General features: G+C 49.7%; 20 protein-coding genes. 17 read left to right on the plus strand and 3 right to left on the minus strand.

All coding sequences use genetic code 11. The annotated features are described in order from the left end of the window. From DWZ44_RS05465 to DWZ44_RS05510, 10 genes are all read left to right on the plus strand, one after another. Positions 1–675 (plus strand): 2Fe-2S iron-sulfur cluster binding domain-containing protein, encoded by a 675-nt coding sequence (locus tag DWZ44_RS05465; RefSeq protein WP_055265389.1) that lies wholly within the window; start codon positions 1–3, stop codon positions 673–675. 14 nt (positions 676–689) lie between these two features. Further along, positions 690–2,300: an FAD-binding protein gene (locus DWZ44_RS05470; protein ID WP_055265391.1), complete on the plus strand. Its 1,611-nt coding sequence runs from the start codon at positions 690–692 to the stop codon at positions 2,298–2,300. A gap of 126 nt (positions 2,301–2,426) precedes the next feature. Continuing rightward, positions 2,427–3,269 (plus strand): fumarate hydratase, encoded by an 843-nt coding sequence (locus DWZ44_RS05475; RefSeq protein ID WP_055265393.1) that lies wholly within the window; start codon positions 2,427–2,429, stop codon positions 3,267–3,269. Positions 3,270–3,271: 2 nt separating this feature from the next. Beyond that, positions 3,272–3,835: a Fe-S-containing hydro-lyase gene (locus DWZ44_RS05480; protein ID WP_117509210.1), complete on the plus strand. Its 564-nt coding sequence runs from the start codon at positions 3,272–3,274 to the stop codon at positions 3,833–3,835. A 144-nt stretch (positions 3,836–3,979) separates the two neighbouring features. Then, a complete protein-coding gene (locus DWZ44_RS05485; protein ID WP_022461179.1) occupies positions 3,980–4,300 on the plus strand; it encodes a hypothetical protein in 321 nt (106 codons plus the stop codon). Positions 4,301–4,615: 315 nt separating this feature from the next. Then, positions 4,616–5,368 carry a nickel pincer cofactor biosynthesis protein LarB gene (gene larB / locus DWZ44_RS05490; RefSeq protein WP_055219567.1) on the plus strand — a complete coding sequence of 251 codons (753 nt, stop codon included), beginning with the start codon at positions 4,616–4,618 and terminating at the stop codon, positions 5,366–5,368. Further along, positions 5,361–6,686, plus strand: a complete 1,326-nt coding sequence (gene larC / locus DWZ44_RS05495) for a nickel pincer cofactor biosynthesis protein LarC (protein WP_117509209.1) — start codon at positions 5,361–5,363, stop codon at positions 6,684–6,686. The genes larB and larC overlap by 8 nt, the downstream gene beginning before the upstream one ends. Beyond that, positions 6,683–7,858 (plus strand): flagellin lysine-N-methylase, encoded by a 1,176-nt coding sequence (gene fliB / locus DWZ44_RS05500; RefSeq protein WP_055265399.1) that lies wholly within the window; start codon positions 6,683–6,685, stop codon positions 7,856–7,858. Before larC ends, fliB begins: the two co-directional genes overlap by 4 nt. Positions 7,859–7,943: 85 nt before the next feature. Further along, positions 7,944–8,591 (plus strand): YczE/YyaS/YitT family protein, encoded by a 648-nt coding sequence (locus tag DWZ44_RS05505; protein ID WP_117509208.1) that lies wholly within the window; start codon positions 7,944–7,946, stop codon positions 8,589–8,591. Positions 8,592–8,728: 137 nt separating this feature from the next. Next, on the plus strand, positions 8,729–9,214 hold the full coding sequence (locus tag DWZ44_RS05510) for a cytidylate kinase-like family protein (RefSeq protein ID WP_022461910.1): 486 nt from the start codon (positions 8,729–8,731) through the stop codon (positions 9,212–9,214). A 74-nt stretch (positions 9,215–9,288) separates the two neighbouring features. Here DWZ44_RS05510 and DWZ44_RS05515 read toward each other — a convergent pair whose 3' ends face one another. After that, positions 9,289–10,080: a DUF975 family protein gene (locus tag DWZ44_RS05515; protein WP_117509207.1), complete on the minus strand. Its 792-nt coding sequence runs from the start codon at positions 10,078–10,080 to the stop codon at positions 9,289–9,291. A 295-nt stretch (positions 10,081–10,375) separates the two neighbouring features. Between DWZ44_RS05515 and DWZ44_RS05520 the strand changes: the two genes are divergently transcribed. The 4 genes from DWZ44_RS05520 (at position 10,376) to DWZ44_RS05535 (ending at position 13,725) form a co-directional block, all read left to right on the plus strand. Continuing rightward, positions 10,376–11,287 (plus strand): GTP pyrophosphokinase, encoded by a 912-nt coding sequence (locus DWZ44_RS05520; RefSeq protein ID WP_226906353.1) that lies wholly within the window; start codon positions 10,376–10,378, stop codon positions 11,285–11,287. A 32-nt stretch (positions 11,288–11,319) separates the two neighbouring features. Continuing rightward, positions 11,320–11,547, plus strand: a complete 228-nt coding sequence (locus DWZ44_RS05525) for a hypothetical protein (RefSeq protein ID WP_055227506.1) — start codon at positions 11,320–11,322, stop codon at positions 11,545–11,547. After that, positions 11,544–12,098 (plus strand): hypothetical protein, encoded by a 555-nt coding sequence (locus DWZ44_RS05530; protein ID WP_022461914.1) that lies wholly within the window; start codon positions 11,544–11,546, stop codon positions 12,096–12,098. The genes DWZ44_RS05525 and DWZ44_RS05530 overlap by 4 nt, the downstream gene beginning before the upstream one ends. Positions 12,099–12,300: 202 nt before the next feature. Then, positions 12,301–13,725 carry an alanine/glycine:cation symporter family protein gene (locus DWZ44_RS05535; protein WP_158554960.1) on the plus strand — a complete coding sequence of 475 codons (1,425 nt, stop codon included), beginning with the start codon at positions 12,301–12,303 and terminating at the stop codon, positions 13,723–13,725. A 19-nt stretch (positions 13,726–13,744) separates the two neighbouring features. Here the strand turns inward: DWZ44_RS05535 and DWZ44_RS05540 are convergent, their stop codons facing one another. Then, positions 13,745–14,638, minus strand: coding sequence for a polysaccharide deacetylase family protein (locus tag DWZ44_RS05540; protein WP_226906352.1), 894 nt, complete (start codon positions 14,636–14,638; stop codon positions 13,745–13,747). Between the two features lie 136 nt (positions 14,639–14,774). On the opposite strand from DWZ44_RS05540, the gene recQ reads away from it, so the two are divergent. From recQ to DWZ44_RS05555, 3 genes are all read left to right on the plus strand, one after another. Further along, the gene (gene recQ, locus DWZ44_RS05545) at positions 14,775–16,610 is read left to right on the plus strand and encodes a DNA helicase RecQ (protein WP_117509420.1); all 1,836 of its coding nucleotides are present in this window, start codon (positions 14,775–14,777) and stop codon (positions 16,608–16,610) included. Between the two features lie 52 nt (positions 16,611–16,662). Then, entirely contained in the window at positions 16,663–17,544 is an 882-nt protein-coding gene (locus DWZ44_RS05550; protein WP_117509205.1) for a hypothetical protein, read from the plus strand. A gap of 137 nt (positions 17,545–17,681) precedes the next feature. After that, complete coding sequence (locus DWZ44_RS05555; RefSeq protein WP_055227503.1) at positions 17,682–18,020, plus strand: cyclic-di-AMP receptor; 339 nt, start codon at positions 17,682–17,684, stop codon at positions 18,018–18,020. A 4-nt stretch (positions 18,021–18,024) separates the two neighbouring features. Here the strand turns inward: DWZ44_RS05555 and DWZ44_RS05560 are convergent, their stop codons facing one another. Beyond that, a complete protein-coding gene (locus DWZ44_RS05560; RefSeq protein WP_117509204.1) occupies positions 18,025–18,792 on the minus strand; it encodes a TIGR03915 family putative DNA repair protein in 768 nt (255 codons plus the stop codon). Positions 18,793–18,816 lie beyond the last annotated feature (24 nt).

Raw genomic sequence — 18,816 nt, forward strand, 5'->3', positions numbered from 1 at the left:
ATGCAGGAAATGGTAAATATTTACGTTTACGGCAAGAAGTATTCCGTACCTGGCGATCTGACCATTATGACCGCTATGGAGTATGCCGGATATCAGTTAAAACGCGGATGCGGATGCCGTCACGGATTCTGCGGTGCATGTGCGACCATCTACAGAATCAAAGGAAAGAATGAGCTGAAAACCTGTCTGGCATGTCAGACACAGGTAGAAGACGGTATGTATATCGCAAGCCTTCCGTTCTATCCGATCGACAAGAGAACATACGATATCGAAGAGATCAGCGCAGAGCAGAGAGTCATGATGGATCTGTATCCGGAAATCTACAGCTGCGTTGGATGTAATGCATGTACCAAAGGATGTCCGCAGAGCCTGAACGTTATGCAGTATATTGCATACGCACAGAGAGGCGACTTCAAGAAATGTGCAGAAGAGTCCTTCGACTGCATCGGCTGCGGAATCTGTGCATCCCGCTGTCCGGCTGGTATCTCCCATCCGATGGTAGGAGAGCTGGCAAGACGTCTGAACGGAAAATACATTGCTCCGAAGTCTGAACATGTAAAGAACCGTGTAGCAGAGATCAAAGAAGGAAAATTCGATGATCTGATCGAGCAGGTTATGCAGAAACCGATCGAAGAAATGCAGGAACTTTACAACAACCGTGAGATCGAGAAATAAGGAGGGAATTTCGAATGTATACACTGGCCAATATGCAGGACTCTATTAAAAAGGTAGAAGCTACCAGAGCCCAGAGAATGGCAACAGAGCCAAGAAGAATGACAGCGGATGAGAAAGATGCCCTTCTTGCAGCATATCATCCGGACTATAAAGAGGAAGGCTTCATCACCCTGAAAGTCGGCCCGAACAAAGGTGAGAAAGTTCCGACAGAGCTCGGCTATCTGCTGGAGTCCAACAGCCGTATCCTCGGTGTTGACATCGACCTTGACAAAGTAGATTATGACGTAGATGTACTGGTTATCGGTGCCGGTGGAGCAGGTTCTTCTGCAGCTATCGAGGCTCACGAGGCTGGCGCAAACGTTATGATTACCACCAAACTGAGAATTGGTGATGCAAACACCATGATGGCAGAAGGTGGAATCCAGGCAGCGGACAAAGAAAACGATTCCCCGGCACAGCATTATCTGGATGCGTTCGGCGGCGGACACTTTGCTGCAAGACCGGAACTGCTCCGCAAACTGGTTATGGAAGCTCCGGATGCAATCTCCTGGCTGGAAAACCTGGGCGTTATGTTTGATAAAGATGAGAATGGCCGTATGGTAACTACGCACGGCGGCGGAACTTCCAGAAAACGTATGCATGCATGCCGTGACTACTCTGGAGCAGAGATCATGAGAACACTGCGTGATGAAGTCATCAACCGCGGTATTCCGGTAATCGAGTTCTCTTCCGCAGTAGAACTGATCAAAGACGATAAGGGACAGGTTGCAGGTGCTGTTCTCCAGAACATGGAGACTGGCGAGTACCAGGTAGCAAAGGCAAAAACAGTTATCATTGCAACCGGTGGTGCAGGACGCCTTCACTACAACAACTTCCCAACCTCCAACCATTACGGTGCAACCGCTGACGGTCTGATCCTTGGATACCGTGCAGGCGCTCCGCTTCTGTATCAGGATACCATTCAGTACCATCCGACCGGAGCTGCTTACCCGGCTCAGATCTTCGGTGCTCTGGTAACCGAGAAAGTACGTTCTCTGGGCGCAATGCTCGTAAACGTAGACGGCGAAGCATTCATGCATCCGCTGGAAACCCGTGACGTATCTGCAGCAAGTATCATCCGCGAGTGCTCCGACGACCGCAACGAGGGCGTTGAGACTCCACAGGGCAAGGCTGTATGGCTGGATACTCCAATGATCGAGCTGATCCACGGAGAAGGCACCATTGAGAAGAGAATCCCGGCTATGTTCCGTATGTTCATGCAGTATGGCATCGATATGAGAAAAGAGCCGATCCTGGTTTACCCGACGCTGCATTATCAGAACGGTGGACTGGAAATCAACGGCGAAGGCTTTACCAACACCGTAAGCAACCTGCTCGTAGCAGGTGAGGCAGTTGGAGGAATCCACGGAAGAAACCGTCTGATGGGTAACTCTCTGCTGGATGTTATCGTATTTGGCCGTGATGCAGGAAAAGCTGCAGCAGCAAAAGCAAAAGACGTAACACTTGGAAAGATGAATCTGGATCATGTGGAGAAATATGCTGAGACCTTAAAAGAGGCAGGCATTGACACCGGTATGGTATCTCCGCAGCTTCTGCCGGATTATGCAGGAAAGAGACACCTGTAAAATGCAGTAACCGCGAAAAAGCGTGGCCCGGGGCAGAAATACTGTCCCTGGACACGCTTTCCGTGCTGAAAATCCATTGGATGATCGGTATGATAAAATAGCAAGGAAAGAAAGGTGGAGAATCCCATGCGTGAAATTCAGGCTAGTACCATTACGGATGTGGTAGAGAAACTTTGTATCGAAGCAAACTACCATCTTCCGGAAGACGTAAAATGTGCCATCACAGGCTGCCGTGCCTGCGAGGATGGCGAGATTGCAAAAGGTGTTCTGGACAAAATCGTAGAAAATTATGAGATCGCAGACGCACAGAACGTGCCGATCTGCCAGGATACCGGAATGGCATGTGTTTTCCTGGAAATCGGACAGGATGTGCACATCGCAGGAGGAGATCTTGCAGAGGCAGTCAACGAAGGTGTCAGAAGAGGATATGACAAAGGATACTTAAGAAAATCCGTTGTCAAAGATCCGGTCAGAAGAGGAAACACCGGCGACAATACACCGGCTATGCTCTACACCGAGATCGTTCCTGGCGATCAGATCAAAGTAACCGTAGGCCCGAAAGGCTTCGGAAGCGAAAATATGAGTATGATCCGTATGTTCAAACCGTCCGCAGGTCTTCAGGGAATCAAGGATTTCATCCTGGAAGTTGTTGAGACAGCAGGCCCGAACCCATGCCCGCCTATGGTAGTCGGCGTTGGTATCGGCGGAACCTTCGATAAATGTGCACTGCTTGCGAAAAAAGCACTGATGCGCCCGATCGATTCCGAGAACCCGGATCCGTTCTACGCAGATCTGGAAAAAGAAATGCTGGAGAAAGTCAACAAACTCGGCATCGGACCGCAGGGCTTTGGCGGAAAAACCACAGCCATCGGCCTCAATATCGAGACAATGCCGACTCATATTGCGGGAATGCCGTGTGCAGTCAACATCAACTGCCATGTTACCCGTCATAAAACGGAGGTGATCTGATCATGGAAAAACATATTCAGCTGCCTTTAACAGAAGAACTGGCAAAAACACTGCATGCCGGAGATACCGTATATCTGACCGGAACTATCTATACTTCCCGTGACGCCGGACATAAGAGAATGTGTGAAGCGCTCGCAAGAGGAGAAAAAATCCCGTTTGATCCGACAGACGCTACGATTTACTACGTAGGACCGACCCCTGCAAAACCAGGCCAGGTCATCGGATCTGCAGGTCCTACCACCAGCGGCCGTATGGATGCGTATGCTCCGACCATGATGTCCGTAGGCGCAAGAGGAATGATCGGTAAAGGCGCACGTCTTCCGGAAGTTGTAGAAGCCATGAAGAAATATCATGGCGTATACTTCGGAGCCATCGGCGGAGCCGGCGCACTGCTTGCAAAATGCATCAAAAAAGCAGAGCTGATCGCATACGAAGATCTTGGCGCAGAAGCACTTCGCCGTCTGGAAGTAGAAGACATGCCGCTTTTTGTTATCATCGACTGCGACGGAAATAATCTGTATGAGATGGGAAGAAAAGAATACTTAGAAGCGCATAAAGAAGACTAAAGGTTACATTTGTAACGACGAAATACAAGAGAGACCATAGACCCGTCTGATTATTTCAGACAGGTCTCAAGCTGAAAAGACATCAGGGCATTAACACTTGCAAGCGACTTTCGGCAGAAAAAGAAATGAAAGAGGAAGAAAAACATGACTGTAGAAATGATAAGCCACTTACTGGAAGCACTGATGATCCTGTGCTTTGGCCTGTCCTGGCCGCTGTCCATTTATAAATCCTGGACTTCAAGAACAGCAAAAGGAAAGAGCCTTTACTTTGAGGTGTTCATCTGGATCGGATATATTTTCGGTATTGCTAACAAATTTATCAGCTATATGAACAATCCGGACAAAGACTGGATCTTTTTCCTTGCATGGGCTTTCTATTTCCTGAACATTGCAGAGATCACCGTAGATATGGTGCTGTACTTCCGCAATGTAAAACTGGATAAGAAAAGAGAAGCAGAGAAATAAAGCAGCGGAATACAGTTAAACTTACAGAATCCCCGGCGGTGCGGCATTTGAGGCGGCATCGGCGGGGATTCTTATTTCTATACGATGACTCACACTGCGAAAAGAAAACATTGCGGGAACGCAGAAAGCAGGGTATACTTGTGTATAGAATCTGCTTGACTTAAAGTGCACTTCATAGTTTAAAATAAAGAAAGCTGGAGATTTGCGGTGTCAGAAAAGAGAAGGTTCTGACAAAGCAGAGGTTTCGGCTTTCTTTTTATGTTGTATCGTATTTGGGTGTGAAAAAAAGGAAAAAACGAAAACGAGGTGAATGCTTTGGAGGCAAGAGAGGTATTAGAAAAAGTAAAAAACAACGAAATCTCGATCGAGGAGGCAGAGAAATATTTCAAAAAAGAGCCGTTCGAGGAGATGGGATATGCTAAGCTGGATACGCACCGTGAAATCCGGAGCGGATTTGCGGAGGTCATTTTCTGTGCGCGGAAGGCGGATGAACATCTGCTGAAGATTTTTACGCGTCTGTACGAGCAGGATGGGGAGGTCTTCGGAACGAGAGCCAGTGAGCATCAGTATGAGCTGATCCGCGAAAAGTTTCCGGAAGTGGTGTATGATCCGCTGTCGCATATTTTAAAAATAGAAAAGAAAGACAAGAAGCGGATCGGAAAAATTGCGGTCTGTACGGCTGGAACTGCGGATATTTCCGTTGCCGAGGAGGCGGCGCAGACCGCAGAATACTTCGGTGCAAACGTTGAGCGTATCTACGATGTCGGTGTGAGCGGTATCCACCGCCTGCTGTCGCGTCTCGATACGATTCAGAGCGCCAACTGCGTTGTAGCCGTTGCCGGAATGGAGGGGGCGCTGGCGAGCGTGCTCGGCGGCTTGGTGGACAAGCCGGTGATTGCTGTTCCGACATCCGTTGGCTACGGGGCCAGCATGAACGGTCTTTCGGCGCTGCTTACGATGATCAATTCCTGCGCGAACGGAATTGCCGTCGTGAATATCGACAACGGCTATGGAGCCGGATATATTGCAACACAGATTAACAGAATGGGAGTACATCAAGATGAGTAAAAGTTTATATCTGGAGTGCGGGAGCGGAATCAGCGGAGATATGACCGTTGCAGCGCTGCTCGACCTGGGAGCAGACCGGGAAGTACTGGAGAAATCACTGGAAAGCCTGAAACTGCCGGGATACGAAATTGCGATTACAAGAGTGAAAAAGTCGGGGCTGGATGCCTGCGATTTCAATGTGATTCTGGATGCAGAGCATGAGAACCATGATCACGATATGGCGTATCTGCACGGGGATGGGGCGGAAGTGCATGACCATCCACATGATCACGAGCATCATCATGACCACGAGCATGCGCACAGCCATGACCACGATCACACAGGGGAGCATCATCACCATCATGAGCACCGCGGGCTGCCGGAGATTCTTGCGATTATCCGCAGCGGCGGTCTGACACCGGGAGCAAGAGCGCTGGCGGAGCGGATTTTCCAGATTCTTGCCGAAGCGGAAGCAAAAGCCCATGGCGTTCCGCTTGATCAGGTGCATTTCCATGAGGTGGGAGCTGTCGATTCCATCGTTGATATTGTGGCTGCCGCTGTCTGCCTGGATAACCTGGCGCCGGATGAAGTCATCGTGACGGGTCTCAGCGAGGGAAGCGGCTTTGTCAGATGCCAGCACGGCATGATCCCGGTTCCGGTACCGGCTGTTTTAAATATCGTACAGGCACATGGCCTGACCCTCGTTCCGACCGGAATCCAGGGTGAACTGGTCACACCGACCGGAGCAGCCATTGTTGCGGCAATCCGTACCAAAGAGACACTGCCGGCATCCTTCAAATGTACCAGAACAGGTCTTGGCGCCGGAAAACGGACGTATGAGCGCCCGTCACTGCTGCGTGCAATGATGCTCGAAACAGAAGAAAACGACGAGAAAGATACGATCTGGAAGCTGGAGTGCAACATTGATGACTGCACCGGCGAGGCGCTCGGCTACTGCATGGGAAAACTGCTGCGATCAGGCGCAAGAGATGTCCATTACATCCCGGTCTATATGAAGAAAAACCGCCCGGCTTACCAGCTGGATGTAATCTGTGATGATAAAACGCGGGAGACGTTGGAAAATATCATATTCGCCGAGACCACCACAATCGGCATCCGCCGCTGCCGGATGGAGCGCACCGTGATGAAACGCGAGTTTGCGACAATCGCAACCGAGTACGGCCATGTGACAGTCAAGATCTGCCGCCACGGCGAGATCGAAAAAATTTACCCAGAGTACGAGAGTGCCGCAGTAATTGCAGAAAAAAGCGGCATGCCGGTCGGCGAGGCTGGTGCGTGGATCGTACAGAAATATAAAGAAGGAAACAAAAAAGCATGAGATATTTAAAACCACATTTTTACGACCAGTTTGTATGCACCGCCGGAGACTGCCCGGATACGTGCTGTGCCGGCTGGCAGATCGTGATCGACGAGGATTCCCTGGAGCGGTATGGAAATGAGAAGAGTGAGTTTGGAAAGCGCCTGCGCAATTCGATCGACTGGGAGGAAGAGTGTTTTTACCAGAACAACCGCCGCTGTGCCTTTCTGAATGATGAAAATCTCTGCGATCTTTACAAGGAACTGGGGCCGGATTCCTTATGTGACACCTGCCGCCTTTACCCGCGCCATACGGAGGAGTACGAGGGTCTGCGTGAATTATCCCTGTCCCTTTCCTGCCCGGAAGCTGCACGGATTATCCTGTCCTGCAAAGAGCCGGTGCGTTTTCTGGAGGAGGAGACCGACGAGGAGGATGATTTTGAAGAGTTTGACTTCATGATGTTCTCCCAGCTGGAAGACACGAGAGATGTTTTGTTCCGGATTCTGCAGAACCGCGAACTGCCGCTGCAGGAGCGCATGACGGCGGCAGAGCAGCTCGCAGAACAGTATCAGATCTGTATGGAGGAGCAGCGGGAGTATGATATCGATGACCTGCTTCGGAAGTATGAAAAGCATCTGGAAGAGGGAACCTTAAGCGAGTGCGTGGCGGAGAGCCTTGCGGAAAAAGGTGTGGATGCTGCATCCTTTCATGCATATGACCGCCAGGTGAAGGAACTTGCCGTTCTCCGCGGTCTCGAGCGTCTTCGTCCGGAATGGGATACTGTGCTTGACGGCACAGAAAAAGCGCTGTATCAGAACGGAGAAACCGCTTATCAGGCCATCTGTGAAGAATTCCATCGCACCTGGGGCGCTGCAGGTGAACGCCGTGCAGAGTGGGAAAACATCGGTGAGCAGCTTTTGATGTTTTTCGTCTACACCTATTTCTGCGGCGCCGTCTATGACGATATGGTCTGTTCCAAAATGGAACTCGCGCTGTTCTCTGTCCGTTGGATTCAGGAAATCCTGGTTGCACGGTGGCTGGAAAATGGAAAAACGCTTTCCATGCACGACATCGAGGAGCTTTCCTGGCGCTATGCGCGTGAGGTCGAGCATTCCGATGATAATCTGAATGCGCTTGAGGACTGGCTTTTTGAAACTTATGCACCAGAAGGCTGTGTGCTGGAGGAGGAGTAATCCTGCATCCGATAGACTTACTGCACATTTTCCCTGATGTGTGTTAAGATAGAAGCGTTGTTACAGAAAGAAAAGAGGGAAAATTATGCAGGAAAAACAAAAGAAATGGATTCTGCGCATTGCGCTTTATCTGATTGGAATTATGGTGCTGGCACTCGGTATCACACTGAATACGAAGACGAACCTCGGCGTATCGCCCATCATCTCCATGCCGTACGCCGTGGCACAGATCTTCGGCTATGAAACAGGAACCGCCGTCTTCGTGGCGTATTTGATCTTCATCGTATTACAGATCGTACTGCTGAAAGGAAAATTCCCGCCGTTCCAGCTTCTGCAGGTTGCCGCAAGTTACCTGACGAGCGCCTTTATCACCATCTTCGACCGGATTTTCCCGGCACCTGACCAGATGGGAATGCGGCTTCTCGTTCTTGTCCTTGCCATCATTCTTACGGGAATCGGCGCCGCTGTGACCGTAGACGTCAACATCGTCCCAAACCCGGCCGACGGCCTGGCAAGAGTTCTCGGCGAGCGCTGCGGAAAGAACATGGGTTTCGGAAAAAATCTTTTTGATTTCTCCGCCATCGTCATTTCCCTTGCGATCGGCCTCATCGATGCCGGCCGCCCGGTAGGAATCGGAATCGGCACTGTTATAGCCATGGTCTGCACAGGAAGAGTCATCGCGGCATTCAATCATTTCGCAAAAAAGAAAATAGAAGAAATCACCATCGCCTGAGTGATCCATGCCCCTGTCGAAAAACCTTGAGTTTTCGGTGGGGGTTTGTTATAATAAAAGACAGCGAAAGAAAAATTTTTTGATTTGTCATAAGGCGTTTGTTTGCGTTATGAGAAGTGCGAAGGAGGAAGTGGCAAATGAACTTAGTTATTACGATGAGCCGCCGGTTTGGTACTGGGGCGAGTATTATTGCGAAAGAACTTTCCGAGAGACTGCATATCCCGGTATATGATAAGGACGATGTAGAGCACGGCATGCGTGAAAATGCCTTTGAATCTGAGGCGGATGCGATCCGCGAGCTGGCGAAACAGCCGTGTATTATCATTGGACGGTGTGCTTCGGAGTTTCTGAAAGATAAAAGCAACGTCATCAATATTTATGTCTGCGCGGACAAAGAGGACCGGATCAAACGTATCATGAAGCTGTTTTCCCTGACAAGAGAGGCGGCTGAGGTGATGCTGGAAGAGACAGACAAGCAGCGTGCCGAGTATTATTATAAAAATACCGGAAAGACATGGGGCGATGTCAATAACTACCATATGATCCTGAATACCTCGGATCTTGGCATCGAGAACTGTGCCGATATTCTGATGCGGTATTTTGAAATGAAAGATTATATCTAAGAGATATTTAAAAAGAAATACATAAAAAATCAGGTGCTTCCCGAAAAAGAGAAGCACCTGATTTTTTGTGCGGTTTAGTAAGCCTGATACGTATTGCCATAACTCCGGCTGGAGAAGTAATTCTGTTTCAGAACCAGGAACAGTTCGGCATCGGTTGCATATTTGTACGGATACAGATAGAAAATACCGACAAGATTGCAGGTGATTCCGGAAAGAATATACCATCCGATAAAGGAGAGATCAAGAATAAATGTATTCATCTTTTCACCGTTCATCATTTCACGGCTGATGCGGAATGCTTCTTCGGTCGAAAGTTCCGGGTAGTCGGCGAGAAGATAAGGAACCATGCGGTATTCATAAGCTTTCACAATTCCAGGAATCAGAAGAAGCAGCGACCAGAGGAATATATAAAGATTTTTTAAAAACAGAGTCCACACAGTTTTTCCATAGTAGCCGTTCTGGAATCCGAACAGTATGTTGCCAAGTCCCGCTTTTTCCATCGAGTTTTCAATGAAAAACCTCGAGCCTCCTACCTCAAATGGTGCAAGAACAAAAATACGGATCAGAATAAAGGCAAGACCAATGACAAGAAGTACAATGCCGCTGAAGACAGTAAAAACAAATTTAACCGGTCCAAGCGGGGTGAATTTTTCTGCAAAGGATTCCACATTGAAGTTATCGGAAGAAATCGTAAATCCAGATATACCGACCGAGTTAGTCTGATTGCTGTCATTGTTGGAATTTCCAGAATTAGAAGTACCGCTTCCGACCAGCAGAGTCAGAATCAAGGCGGCTACCACACAGATCCAGTAATTGCGTAAAAATGCGGCTTTTCCGCGGGTTTTCAGTTCCTCTCGAGTCCACATAAAAAAGACCTCCCTCTTAATGTAAGTGTAAACAGCAGACAATTCTGCCAAGTCACGATTATCTTACCATGGGGCAGGTGAAACATCAAGACAGCTTAAGGAAAGTTTAAGAAATTGGCAGAAAGATTAAAGTAGAAATGTGCATTCTTAAATAAAGATTTTACTTGTGAAGCGGGGATGAATGTGCTATAATCTCTCCGGTGCGTCAGAACGCAGCGGGGCCGGGTTTCTCCGGGGTGCGTTCTGAAAAAAAGAAACCTGTACGTTGAATTGACAAAGAGAGCGAGGAATCTACGTGTATCTGACAAAGGACGAGTTTTTGCAGAAATTCGGAATTCTGCCGCAGGAATTTGAGGAAGCAGATATTTCCTGGGAAGAACTGCTGGAAATTGCGGATGATTATGAACGGCGCCGTCCGACGCTGGAAAAGATCCGAAAAGAATTTGTGGCAGAGTTTTTGCAGGACAAGGAAAAAGAGATCGGACTGCAGTCGTACCACAGCCGTCTGAAGGACACCGAACATCTGGTGGAAAAGCTGGTGCGCAAGCGCCTAGAAAATTATGCAAAGTACCGGAAAATGGATTCGACAAGCTATATGCGTTACGTGACAGATCTGATCGGAATCCGGGGACTTTTGCTGTATCGGGAGGACTGGGTAAACTTCCATAAATACATTACGCACTGGTTTAAAAATGATCCGGAGAAATACATCCGTGATTACGGCCGTGACTACGACCAGAACGCATCGGGCTATATGGCAGAGCCGCCGAAAGTCCATACAAGACTTGGCGATTACGCCGACATTTATGTGAACTGGATTCCGGAGGAGAACATTCTGGACCGGAAACATTACCGTGCGGTGCATTACATTGTCGTTTACCGCGGCGTCTACATTGAAATTCAGATTAAGACGCTGTTCGAGGAGGGCTGGGGAGAGATTGACCACAGCATTCTTTACCCGCGGCGCAAGGGAAACGCCATGCTGACAGAGTTTTCCGAGCTGCTGAACCGTCTGGCGGGCATGGGAGATGAGATGGGATCGTTCTACCGCCGTCTCCAGGTTGTGCCGGATGAGAAGTTCCAGAGCAAGGAAACGATCGTGCGCAAGCGTGAATTAAAACCGCAGGTCAAGGCAGCGGTGGAAAAACGCGATCTGAATGAAATTCATACGATGGATGATGCCGTCTGGAGCATACTGAAAGAATAAAACTGCTTTTCAGACATGGGAAAGGATAAAAAATGGATGGAAGAAACACGGGCCGCATGGGCTTCTCTCATGCAGCAGAGGACTCTGCGGAGAATATGATGGCGGCAGTCAAAGCCGGAAAAATCCGAAAACATCTGATGGGAAATACCTCGCCGATCCGCTACGGAACAATGGAAAAACGCGAGATGACCGAATATACCGACTTTGTCCGGACGAAACTCTGCTATGAAATCCTGAATCTGCCCGGGGAGGAAAAATGAATACAATAGAAAAAATATACACAAACTACGACGGACTTCTGGAAGAATTTTCCGAGGAAGTAATCCAGAGCCGTTACGCTGTTTTTTACGAAGAAATCGAGGAATTTGCCAAGAGTCTCGGCATCCGCGAGAAAATCCAGATCAGCGAGTCGCTGTTGAGCCATGCAGTGCTGGACTATTTCACGGATATTTCCCGCCTGAAACATTTTCATCAGGCAAAGCATATCAATTCATTGAAAGTGATCTCCTATGAGACCTACTGGCTGCTGCGGAGAAAACCGATCCAGATCCTGGTGGAGGATGAGACATCGGATGCGATGGCATTTCTGAACGAAAAGTTCGTCTTTTCCCGGATTGCCAAATATCTGATGGGCGACGGAAAACGGGTGATTTTAAGTCCGGAGACGAAAAAAGGCTTTCTGAATTATCTCGATTCGCTGTTTTATTACCTGAAATACCGCAATTACGATGCAGAAATGCTCGAGATGATGCTGATGGGCTTCAAAGCGGGTGTTCTCGTGGCGGATGATTTAAAGGAGCAGGAGTCCTGAAAAACGGGCGGAAGCGGAATACAACAAAATAAGATGAAGATCGAAAGAACCGGACGGGCCGTAAGGCTGCTGTCGGGTTCTTTTTTTGTGCGGTGCTGCATAAAGTGCAGAGAAAACATTGCGATGCATGGACAGAAAACCGTTTAACAATGGAGGGACGGGAACTGCTTTCCTTTGGAACTTTGTACAGGGAGGAATGGATATGGCCACGCTTGAAAAAATCAATGCATTTCTAAAAGCGGTGAATGCAGCCGCCTGGGGACCGCCGCTTCTTTTTCTGCTGCTTGGGACAGGCATTTTTCTGACCATCCAGCTTCGCGCGCTACCCATTCGACGGTTGTTCTTTGCGCTTCGTACAGCATTCGGCCGTGAGGCGAGATACAGCGGGGAGAAAACAGAAGCAGGAGTTTCGCCGTTCGCATCGCTGATGACGGAACTTGCGGCGGAAATCGGGACGGGCAATATCGTGGGGGTTGCCTCCGCAATGGCGCTTGGAGGACCAGGAGCACTGGGATGGATGATGCTGGCGGCGGTTGTGGGACTTGCTTTGAAATTTTCTGAGAGTTTTCTCTCGGTGCAGTACCGGATGCAAAGAAAAGACGGAACATACTGCGGCGGTCCGATGGTGACGCTGACCAGAGCATTTCCGGGGGAGCGGCTGGCGAAGATGCTGGCTGTGTTTTTTGCCGGAAGCACCGTGCTGGTATCTCTCGGAATGGGCAATATGACGCAGGCAAACTCGATTGCGCTGGCGATGCAGGATACGTTTGGCGTGGCAAGAGAAAAAAGCGCGTTGGTGCTGACGATTCTTCTTCTGCTCGTGGTGACAGGCGGACTGCGTTCCATTGCAAAAGCGGCGGAGGTGCTGGTACCGGGAATGGCACTCTTTTATCTGGGCGGGGCAGGAATGGTAATCGGTCTGCACGCCGGAGAGCTTCCGCGGACACTGCTTGCGATAGTACGGGACGCGTTTTCTTTCCGGGCGGTATCGGGAGGAGCGGTGGGTGCGGGAATTTCCCTGCTGCCGCCGGCCTTGCGGTATGGAATTTCCCGCGGTGTGTTTTCGAATGAAGCAGGGCTTGGAGCAGGCGGAATCAGTGCTGCGGCGGCACAGACCGACGATCCCGTGCGGCAGGGGTACATCAGCATGACAGGTGTGTTCGTTGATACCATGGTGATCTGTCTTGTGACCGGCCTTGCCGTTGGAGTGACCGGGGCGGCAGAGGGGATACTGGAGGCGGAAAAAGCGGATGGAGCGGCGATGGTAATTCAGGCCTTTGAAAGTGTGTTCGGACCGGCGGGAGGCTATGTTGTCGCGGTCGGGATTCTGCTGTTCGCATTTGCAACGATGGCCGGCTGGGCATACCAGGGGGAGCAGGCGTTTCTCTGGCTGGTGAAAAAGGATAGCTTCGGAATGGTTTACCGTGTTTTCTTCTGTTTTGCAGCGTTTGCCGGGTGCGTCTGCATGGCAGAAACGGTCTGGAATTTTGCGGAGCTTGCCAATGCCTGCATGGCGGTGCCGAACCTGCTCTGTGTGCTGCGGCTCTGGAAGGAAGTAAAAGAGGAGGCATTCCGGTTTGAAAGCAGGATAAAAAAAGCAGAACAAAAGAAAGATAGAAATACATGAGAAACCGTATTTCCGGTCCTCAGGCAGATTTCGATGCGAGCTGATCGAGAGAGCCGAAAGAATATCCCATTTCTTCCCATTTCGTCAGCAGCTCATCGAGAATCTCCGCGTTGGTGGATGAGGTATTATGAAGCAGGACGATGGCACCGGGATGAATGCGTCCGGTCAACTTTTTGAAAGCCTCCTCGTGGGTCGGCTGCTGATCCTGGTACCAGTCTACATAGGCGAGACTCCAGAAAAACGTCTGGTATCCGAGGTCCTTTGCCATCTGCAGGTTCTGTGTGCTGTATTTTCCCTGCGGCGGCCGGTAAAATTTCACCATTTCCTGGCCGGTGGTTTCCTGATAAAGTGTGGAGACTCGGTTCAGTTCTTCTGAGAAGGCTTCCTGCGTGGAGATTTTGGACATATCCGGGTGCGACCAGGTGTGGTTTCCGACGATATGGCCTTCCGCTGCCATACGTTTGACAAGATCCGGCTGGTCGGAGAGAAAATTGCCGACGACAAAGAACGTTGCGGGAGCCTGATGCTTCTGGAGCGCATCAAGAATCGTTGGTGTGTTGCCGTTTTCATAGCCGCAGTCAAACGTCAGATAGATGATGTTTTCTTCCGGTGAAGCGGCAAACCAGGCGTTGTAGGCGGCAAGCTCTTCGGATGTAGCATTGCCGACGGGAGTCTTCCCTTTTTCCGGGAAGGAGAGCCCCCAGTTTTCGGCAGCAGAGGAGAGGACGGGCATCGAAACGGAAGAAACAGGTGTCTCCGGCGCAGCAGAGAGAAAAACTGGGGCTGCCTTTCGGAGCGCACGGCAGGTAAAGTGGGACAGAACAGAGCCAAAAAGAAAAGCGGAGCAGAAAAAAGCGGCGGCGATACCGGCTTTTTTCAGGATCCGGCGGGAAAGGGGTGAAAGAGAACGCATAAAATCCCCCTCCAGGACTTTTTGAGACAATATATGTATGGATGAAAGAAAACATGCGGCACACATCTGTTTGACTTTACCTGCAATCTATGTCACAATGGAGGTAGAGTGGATGGAAAGGGCAGAGAAAAACAAGATGACAAAATATGAGGTTTTAAAAAAGTACTTCGGTTACGATTCCTTCCGGGAGGGGCAGGAGATGCTGGTGGATGCGCTTCTGAACGGACAGGACGTGCTCGGCATCATGCCGACCGGAGCAGGAAAATCGCTGTGTTATCAGATTCCGGCGCTTCTGCTGCCAGGAATTACCCTGGTGGTATCACCGTTGATTTCTCTGATGAAGGATCAGGTATCGACCCTGAACCAGGCGGGGATTCACGCTGCGTTTCTGAACAGCTCCTTAAGTGCGGCGCAGTACCGGAAGGCACTCGGCTTTGCCATGGAGGGCCGGTACAAGATTATTTATGTCGCCCCGGAACGCCTTCTGACACCGGAATTTTTGTGCGCGGTGCAGTCGATGGAAATTTCGATGATTAGTGTTGATGAGGCACACTGTATTTCCCAGTGGGGTCAGGATTTCCGCCCAAGCTACCTGAAAATCACAGAGTTTGTCGAGCAGCTTCCCGCACGGCCGGTGATCGGTGCCTTTACGGCAACGGCAACAAAAGAGGTACGGGATGATATCGAAGCACTACTGTCTTTGCGTGATCCGGTACGTCTGGTCACAGGCTTTGACCGGAAAAATCTGAAATTTACGGTACAGCAGCCGAAAGATAAATTCGCAGCCGTGGAATCATTCCTTGCAGAGCACGAGGCGGACTGCGGAATTATTTACTGTCTGACCAGAAAAAATGTGGAGGAGGTCTGTGAGAAACTCGAGCAGAAAGGATATTCTGTCACAAGATACCATGCGGGTCTCTCTGACCTGGAACGGAAGGAAAACCAGGAAGATTTTATTTATGACCGGAAGCAGATCATGGTAGCGACAAACGCTTTTGGTATGGGAATCGATAAATCGAATGTGCGGTACGTCATCCATTATAATATGCCGAAAAACATGGAAAGCTATTATCAGGAGGCCGGACGAGCAGGCAGGGACGGCCTTCCGGCGGAATGTATTCTGCTGTACGCGGGACAGGACGTCATCACAAACCAGTTTTTTATCGAAAACATGGCGCAGGAGAGTGAGGATCCCGAGACGACAGCGCTGATCCGTCAGCGGGAGGAGGAACGGCTGAAGAAAATGACGTTTTACTGTTTCACCCATGAGTGCCTCAGAGATTATATCCTGAGGTATTTCGGGGAATACGGTTCCAATTACTGTGGAAACTGTTCCAACTGCCTCTCGGAATTTGAAACGGTGGATGTGACAGCGGCGGCAAAGGCAATCCTTGGCTGTGTGCGGGAATGCCGTCAGCGCTACGGCACGACGGTGATTCTCGATACCCTGCACGGTGCGAATACCGCGAAAATCCGCCAGTACCGCATGGATGAAAACTCCCATTACGGGGAACTGGCAAAAGAGCCGGTCTACCGGCTGCGGCAGATCTTAAATGAACTGCAGGTCCGGGAATATCTCTATGTAACGGCCGACACATACAGCATTGTGCGCCTGTTGCCAAAAGCGGCGGAGCTGCTGGATGAGGACGGCACGATGCTGATGAAGATGGCAAAAGAAGAAAAACGGATTCCGAAAGCCGCAAAAGAGAAGACAAAGACAAAAACCTCGGCAGCGGCAAAGGATCTTTCCAACGAGGAGGCCGCGGTATTCGAAAAACTGCGGGCACTCCGGATGGAGCTTGCAAAGGAGCATAAAGTGCCTCCGTATATTATCTTCTCGGATAAAACACTGATCCAGATGGCGATGGAGAAACCGTCCAACAAAGAGGAAATGCTGGCGGTCTCTGGTGTCGGCGAGAGCAAATTTGAAAAGTACGGGGAACCGTTTCTTGCATGTCTTGCAGAAAGATAAAACAAGTCGTGTAAAAAAAACGGGAAAACAACAGGAAAGGAAGAATACGCTTATGAAAAAAGAAAACGCAGTTATTTTTGGAGTGACCGGTGTTGTAGTTGCCGCCGTGCTGATTGGAGGCGGAATCTATATGAAAACGGAACGGGACCGAAATCTGAATGCAGATACAGCAAGTACTGCAGCGGACAGCAATAGGGCAGAAGAAGTACAGAAAGCCGTATTTCTTGCAGAAGATTCCGGGTTATGGTACCTGGGAGATCTGGAACACGGAAACATCTATGTGACACATACACCGTCCGACACACTTTACGATGAAAATGGAAATGCTATTGATCCGTCCGAGATCAAAAAAGGAGATTTTCTTCAAGTGGAGGGCGACGGTATTATGCTGAACTCCTATCCGGGACAATATCCGGGTATCAGCCGTATTATGAGAATCAGCGGCGGTACGGAGGCGGATGCAGAAAAATTCGATGAGGAACTTTCCCAGATTCTGCCGGAAAAGGATCCATCGGAAATTCCGTTTCTGAATCTGTGCTACACACAGCCAAATGCCCAGGTGACAGCTATGGCAACACAGGGAGGTTATACCTGGTCTTATGTTGATGAGGACGGCAATGGTCAGAACGTCGTTGCGGACAGTGCGTTCATTCTGGAATGGACGGAACTGAGTGATCTGCATACAGCAAATGACGAAGGAAAAACCGATCTGGAGCTTGTCTTCTCGGAGGAGCCGGATTCTGTCACAGCAGAAAGATGGCCGGCCGAAGACCGGGGGCAGAACTTTGGCAATGGTTACCCGGAGGGAGAAAGCGTTTCTGTGGAGCATGCGGAGAGCTGGAGCATTCCGGGAGCCGAGGCCGGCTACATCTACGAAGTGGACGCGGTATTCGAAAATGGAACCGTGTCATACGGATTTGAAGTGAAAAAGTAAAAAAAGACTTTCTTTTTCCGTGACATTATGCTATTTTTACTGTGAAAACAGAAAAATGCAATGTGCCATACGGCATAAGCAGCTGACTTTTCAAAAATCAGAATCCGTTTGACCGGAGGATGCGAGGAGGAATTTGTATGAAGTTAATTGTTGCTGTATTACGGAAAGAGGACGAGGCAGACACCATTGCCGAGTTGAACAAAAAAGGCTTTTTTGTGACGGAGCTTGCCACGACCGGCGGTTTCCTGAAGGAGAAGAACACAACACTGCTGATCGGAACCGATGATCATAAGCTCGACGCTGTGCTTGCGATCTTAAAACAGGAAGCAGGGCTTCGGAAAACAGTTACCTATGCGGCCACCCCGATGGAAAGCGGAAACTTCTGCCCGGGCGGAAATTACTCTGTTCCGATTGATACCCAGACAGGAGGCTGTACTGTGTTTGTGCTGAACATGGAACAGCTGGAAAAATTCTAAGACTCTAAAAATTTTTAAATTCCGGCATATGATCCCGGTAGTGGAGCGGCAGATGCGTACGCTGACAGTCGGGATTGGAACGCTCTTTGATGGCAATTGCGGTGAAAAATCCTTTCCAGAGTTCTTCGTAAGGGTCCGAAGTGGATTCCGTGAGGGAAAGGCGTTCTATTTCATCCGGAGAAAGACGGGTCAGATAAAAGGGCCGGTCAGCGGGATGCACGACGGCAAGCTGCCGGTTATCATCGAGAATCATCCAGTTTTCTGAGGGAAGCCGGTCAGAAAAATGGGGAGCGACCAGGGTCAGCACATTGGCTTTCGGGGAAATATGCGAGACCAGGATCGGAAAACCGGAGGAAATATTTGCAAAACGGATAAATTCCCGGAACGAATGCGCTTCATTTGTGACCTGACGGGAAACTTCAAAAGCGTGGAATACCGCCGGTTCCTGCAGCATATGCAGGGTATCCTTTCCATAGGAAAAGCCGTAGAGCAGAAAACGATAAATGATGTCGGGAGCGTCGCTTCTCTCGGACATTGCACAGAGATAGACGAGCCGCCAGGCTGCTGCGCCGATCTTCTTTTGAATGGATCGCGTGACGCTGGCGGCTTTTTCTGTGTCCGGCTCAACATGGCAGTAATCGCAGAACAGCTCCAGATTGCCGACTGGTTCCGTCATCAGCCGTACATTGCGGTAGCCGAGACGGGAATTCCAGGCTTCATAGATGCAGGTCAGGATCGACGCAAGATCCGGGCTGCAGGTGTAAACAGTCATAATAAAATCCTTTCTGAAATCAAT

Source organism: Blautia sp. AF32-4BH (assembly GCF_003460565.1).
GTDB classification, from domain to species: domain Bacteria; phylum Bacillota; class Clostridia; order Lachnospirales; family Lachnospiraceae; genus Fusicatenibacter; species Fusicatenibacter saccharivorans.

Coding starts and splice junctions, on each gene's coding strand:
- DWZ44_RS05535 (WP_158554960.1), top strand. CDS start 12,301: ATGGCCACGCTTGAAAAAATCAATGCATTTCTAAAAGCGGTGAATGCA.
- DWZ44_RS05515 (WP_117509207.1), bottom strand. CDS start 10,080: ATGTGGACTCGAGAGGAACTGAAAACCCGCGGAAAAGCCGCATTTTTA.
- DWZ44_RS05525 (WP_055227506.1), top strand. CDS start 11,320: ATGGATGGAAGAAACACGGGCCGCATGGGCTTCTCTCATGCAGCAGAG.
- DWZ44_RS05480 (WP_117509210.1), top strand. CDS start 3,272: ATGGAAAAACATATTCAGCTGCCTTTAACAGAAGAACTGGCAAAAACA.
- DWZ44_RS05470 (WP_055265391.1), top strand. CDS start 690: ATGTATACACTGGCCAATATGCAGGACTCTATTAAAAAGGTAGAAGCT.
- recQ (WP_117509420.1), top strand. CDS start 14,775: ATGACAAAATATGAGGTTTTAAAAAAGTACTTCGGTTACGATTCCTTC.
- DWZ44_RS05560 (WP_117509204.1), bottom strand. CDS start 18,792: ATGACTGTTTACACCTGCAGCCCGGATCTTGCGTCGATCCTGACCTGC.
- DWZ44_RS05475 (WP_055265393.1), top strand. CDS start 2,427: ATGCGTGAAATTCAGGCTAGTACCATTACGGATGTGGTAGAGAAACTT.
- DWZ44_RS05510 (WP_022461910.1), top strand. CDS start 8,729: ATGAACTTAGTTATTACGATGAGCCGCCGGTTTGGTACTGGGGCGAGT.
- DWZ44_RS05530 (WP_022461914.1), top strand. CDS start 11,544: ATGAATACAATAGAAAAAATATACACAAACTACGACGGACTTCTGGAA.
- DWZ44_RS05555 (WP_055227503.1), top strand. CDS start 17,682: ATGAAGTTAATTGTTGCTGTATTACGGAAAGAGGACGAGGCAGACACC.
- larC (WP_117509209.1), top strand. CDS start 5,361: ATGAGTAAAAGTTTATATCTGGAGTGCGGGAGCGGAATCAGCGGAGAT.
- DWZ44_RS05465 (WP_055265389.1), top strand. CDS start 1: ATGCAGGAAATGGTAAATATTTACGTTTACGGCAAGAAGTATTCCGTA.
- DWZ44_RS05485 (WP_022461179.1), top strand. CDS start 3,980: ATGACTGTAGAAATGATAAGCCACTTACTGGAAGCACTGATGATCCTG.
- fliB (WP_055265399.1), top strand. CDS start 6,683: ATGAGATATTTAAAACCACATTTTTACGACCAGTTTGTATGCACCGCC.
- DWZ44_RS05550 (WP_117509205.1), top strand. CDS start 16,663: ATGAAAAAAGAAAACGCAGTTATTTTTGGAGTGACCGGTGTTGTAGTT.
- DWZ44_RS05505 (WP_117509208.1), top strand. CDS start 7,944: ATGCAGGAAAAACAAAAGAAATGGATTCTGCGCATTGCGCTTTATCTG.
- DWZ44_RS05540 (WP_226906352.1), bottom strand. CDS start 14,638: ATGCGTTCTCTTTCACCCCTTTCCCGCCGGATCCTGAAAAAAGCCGGT.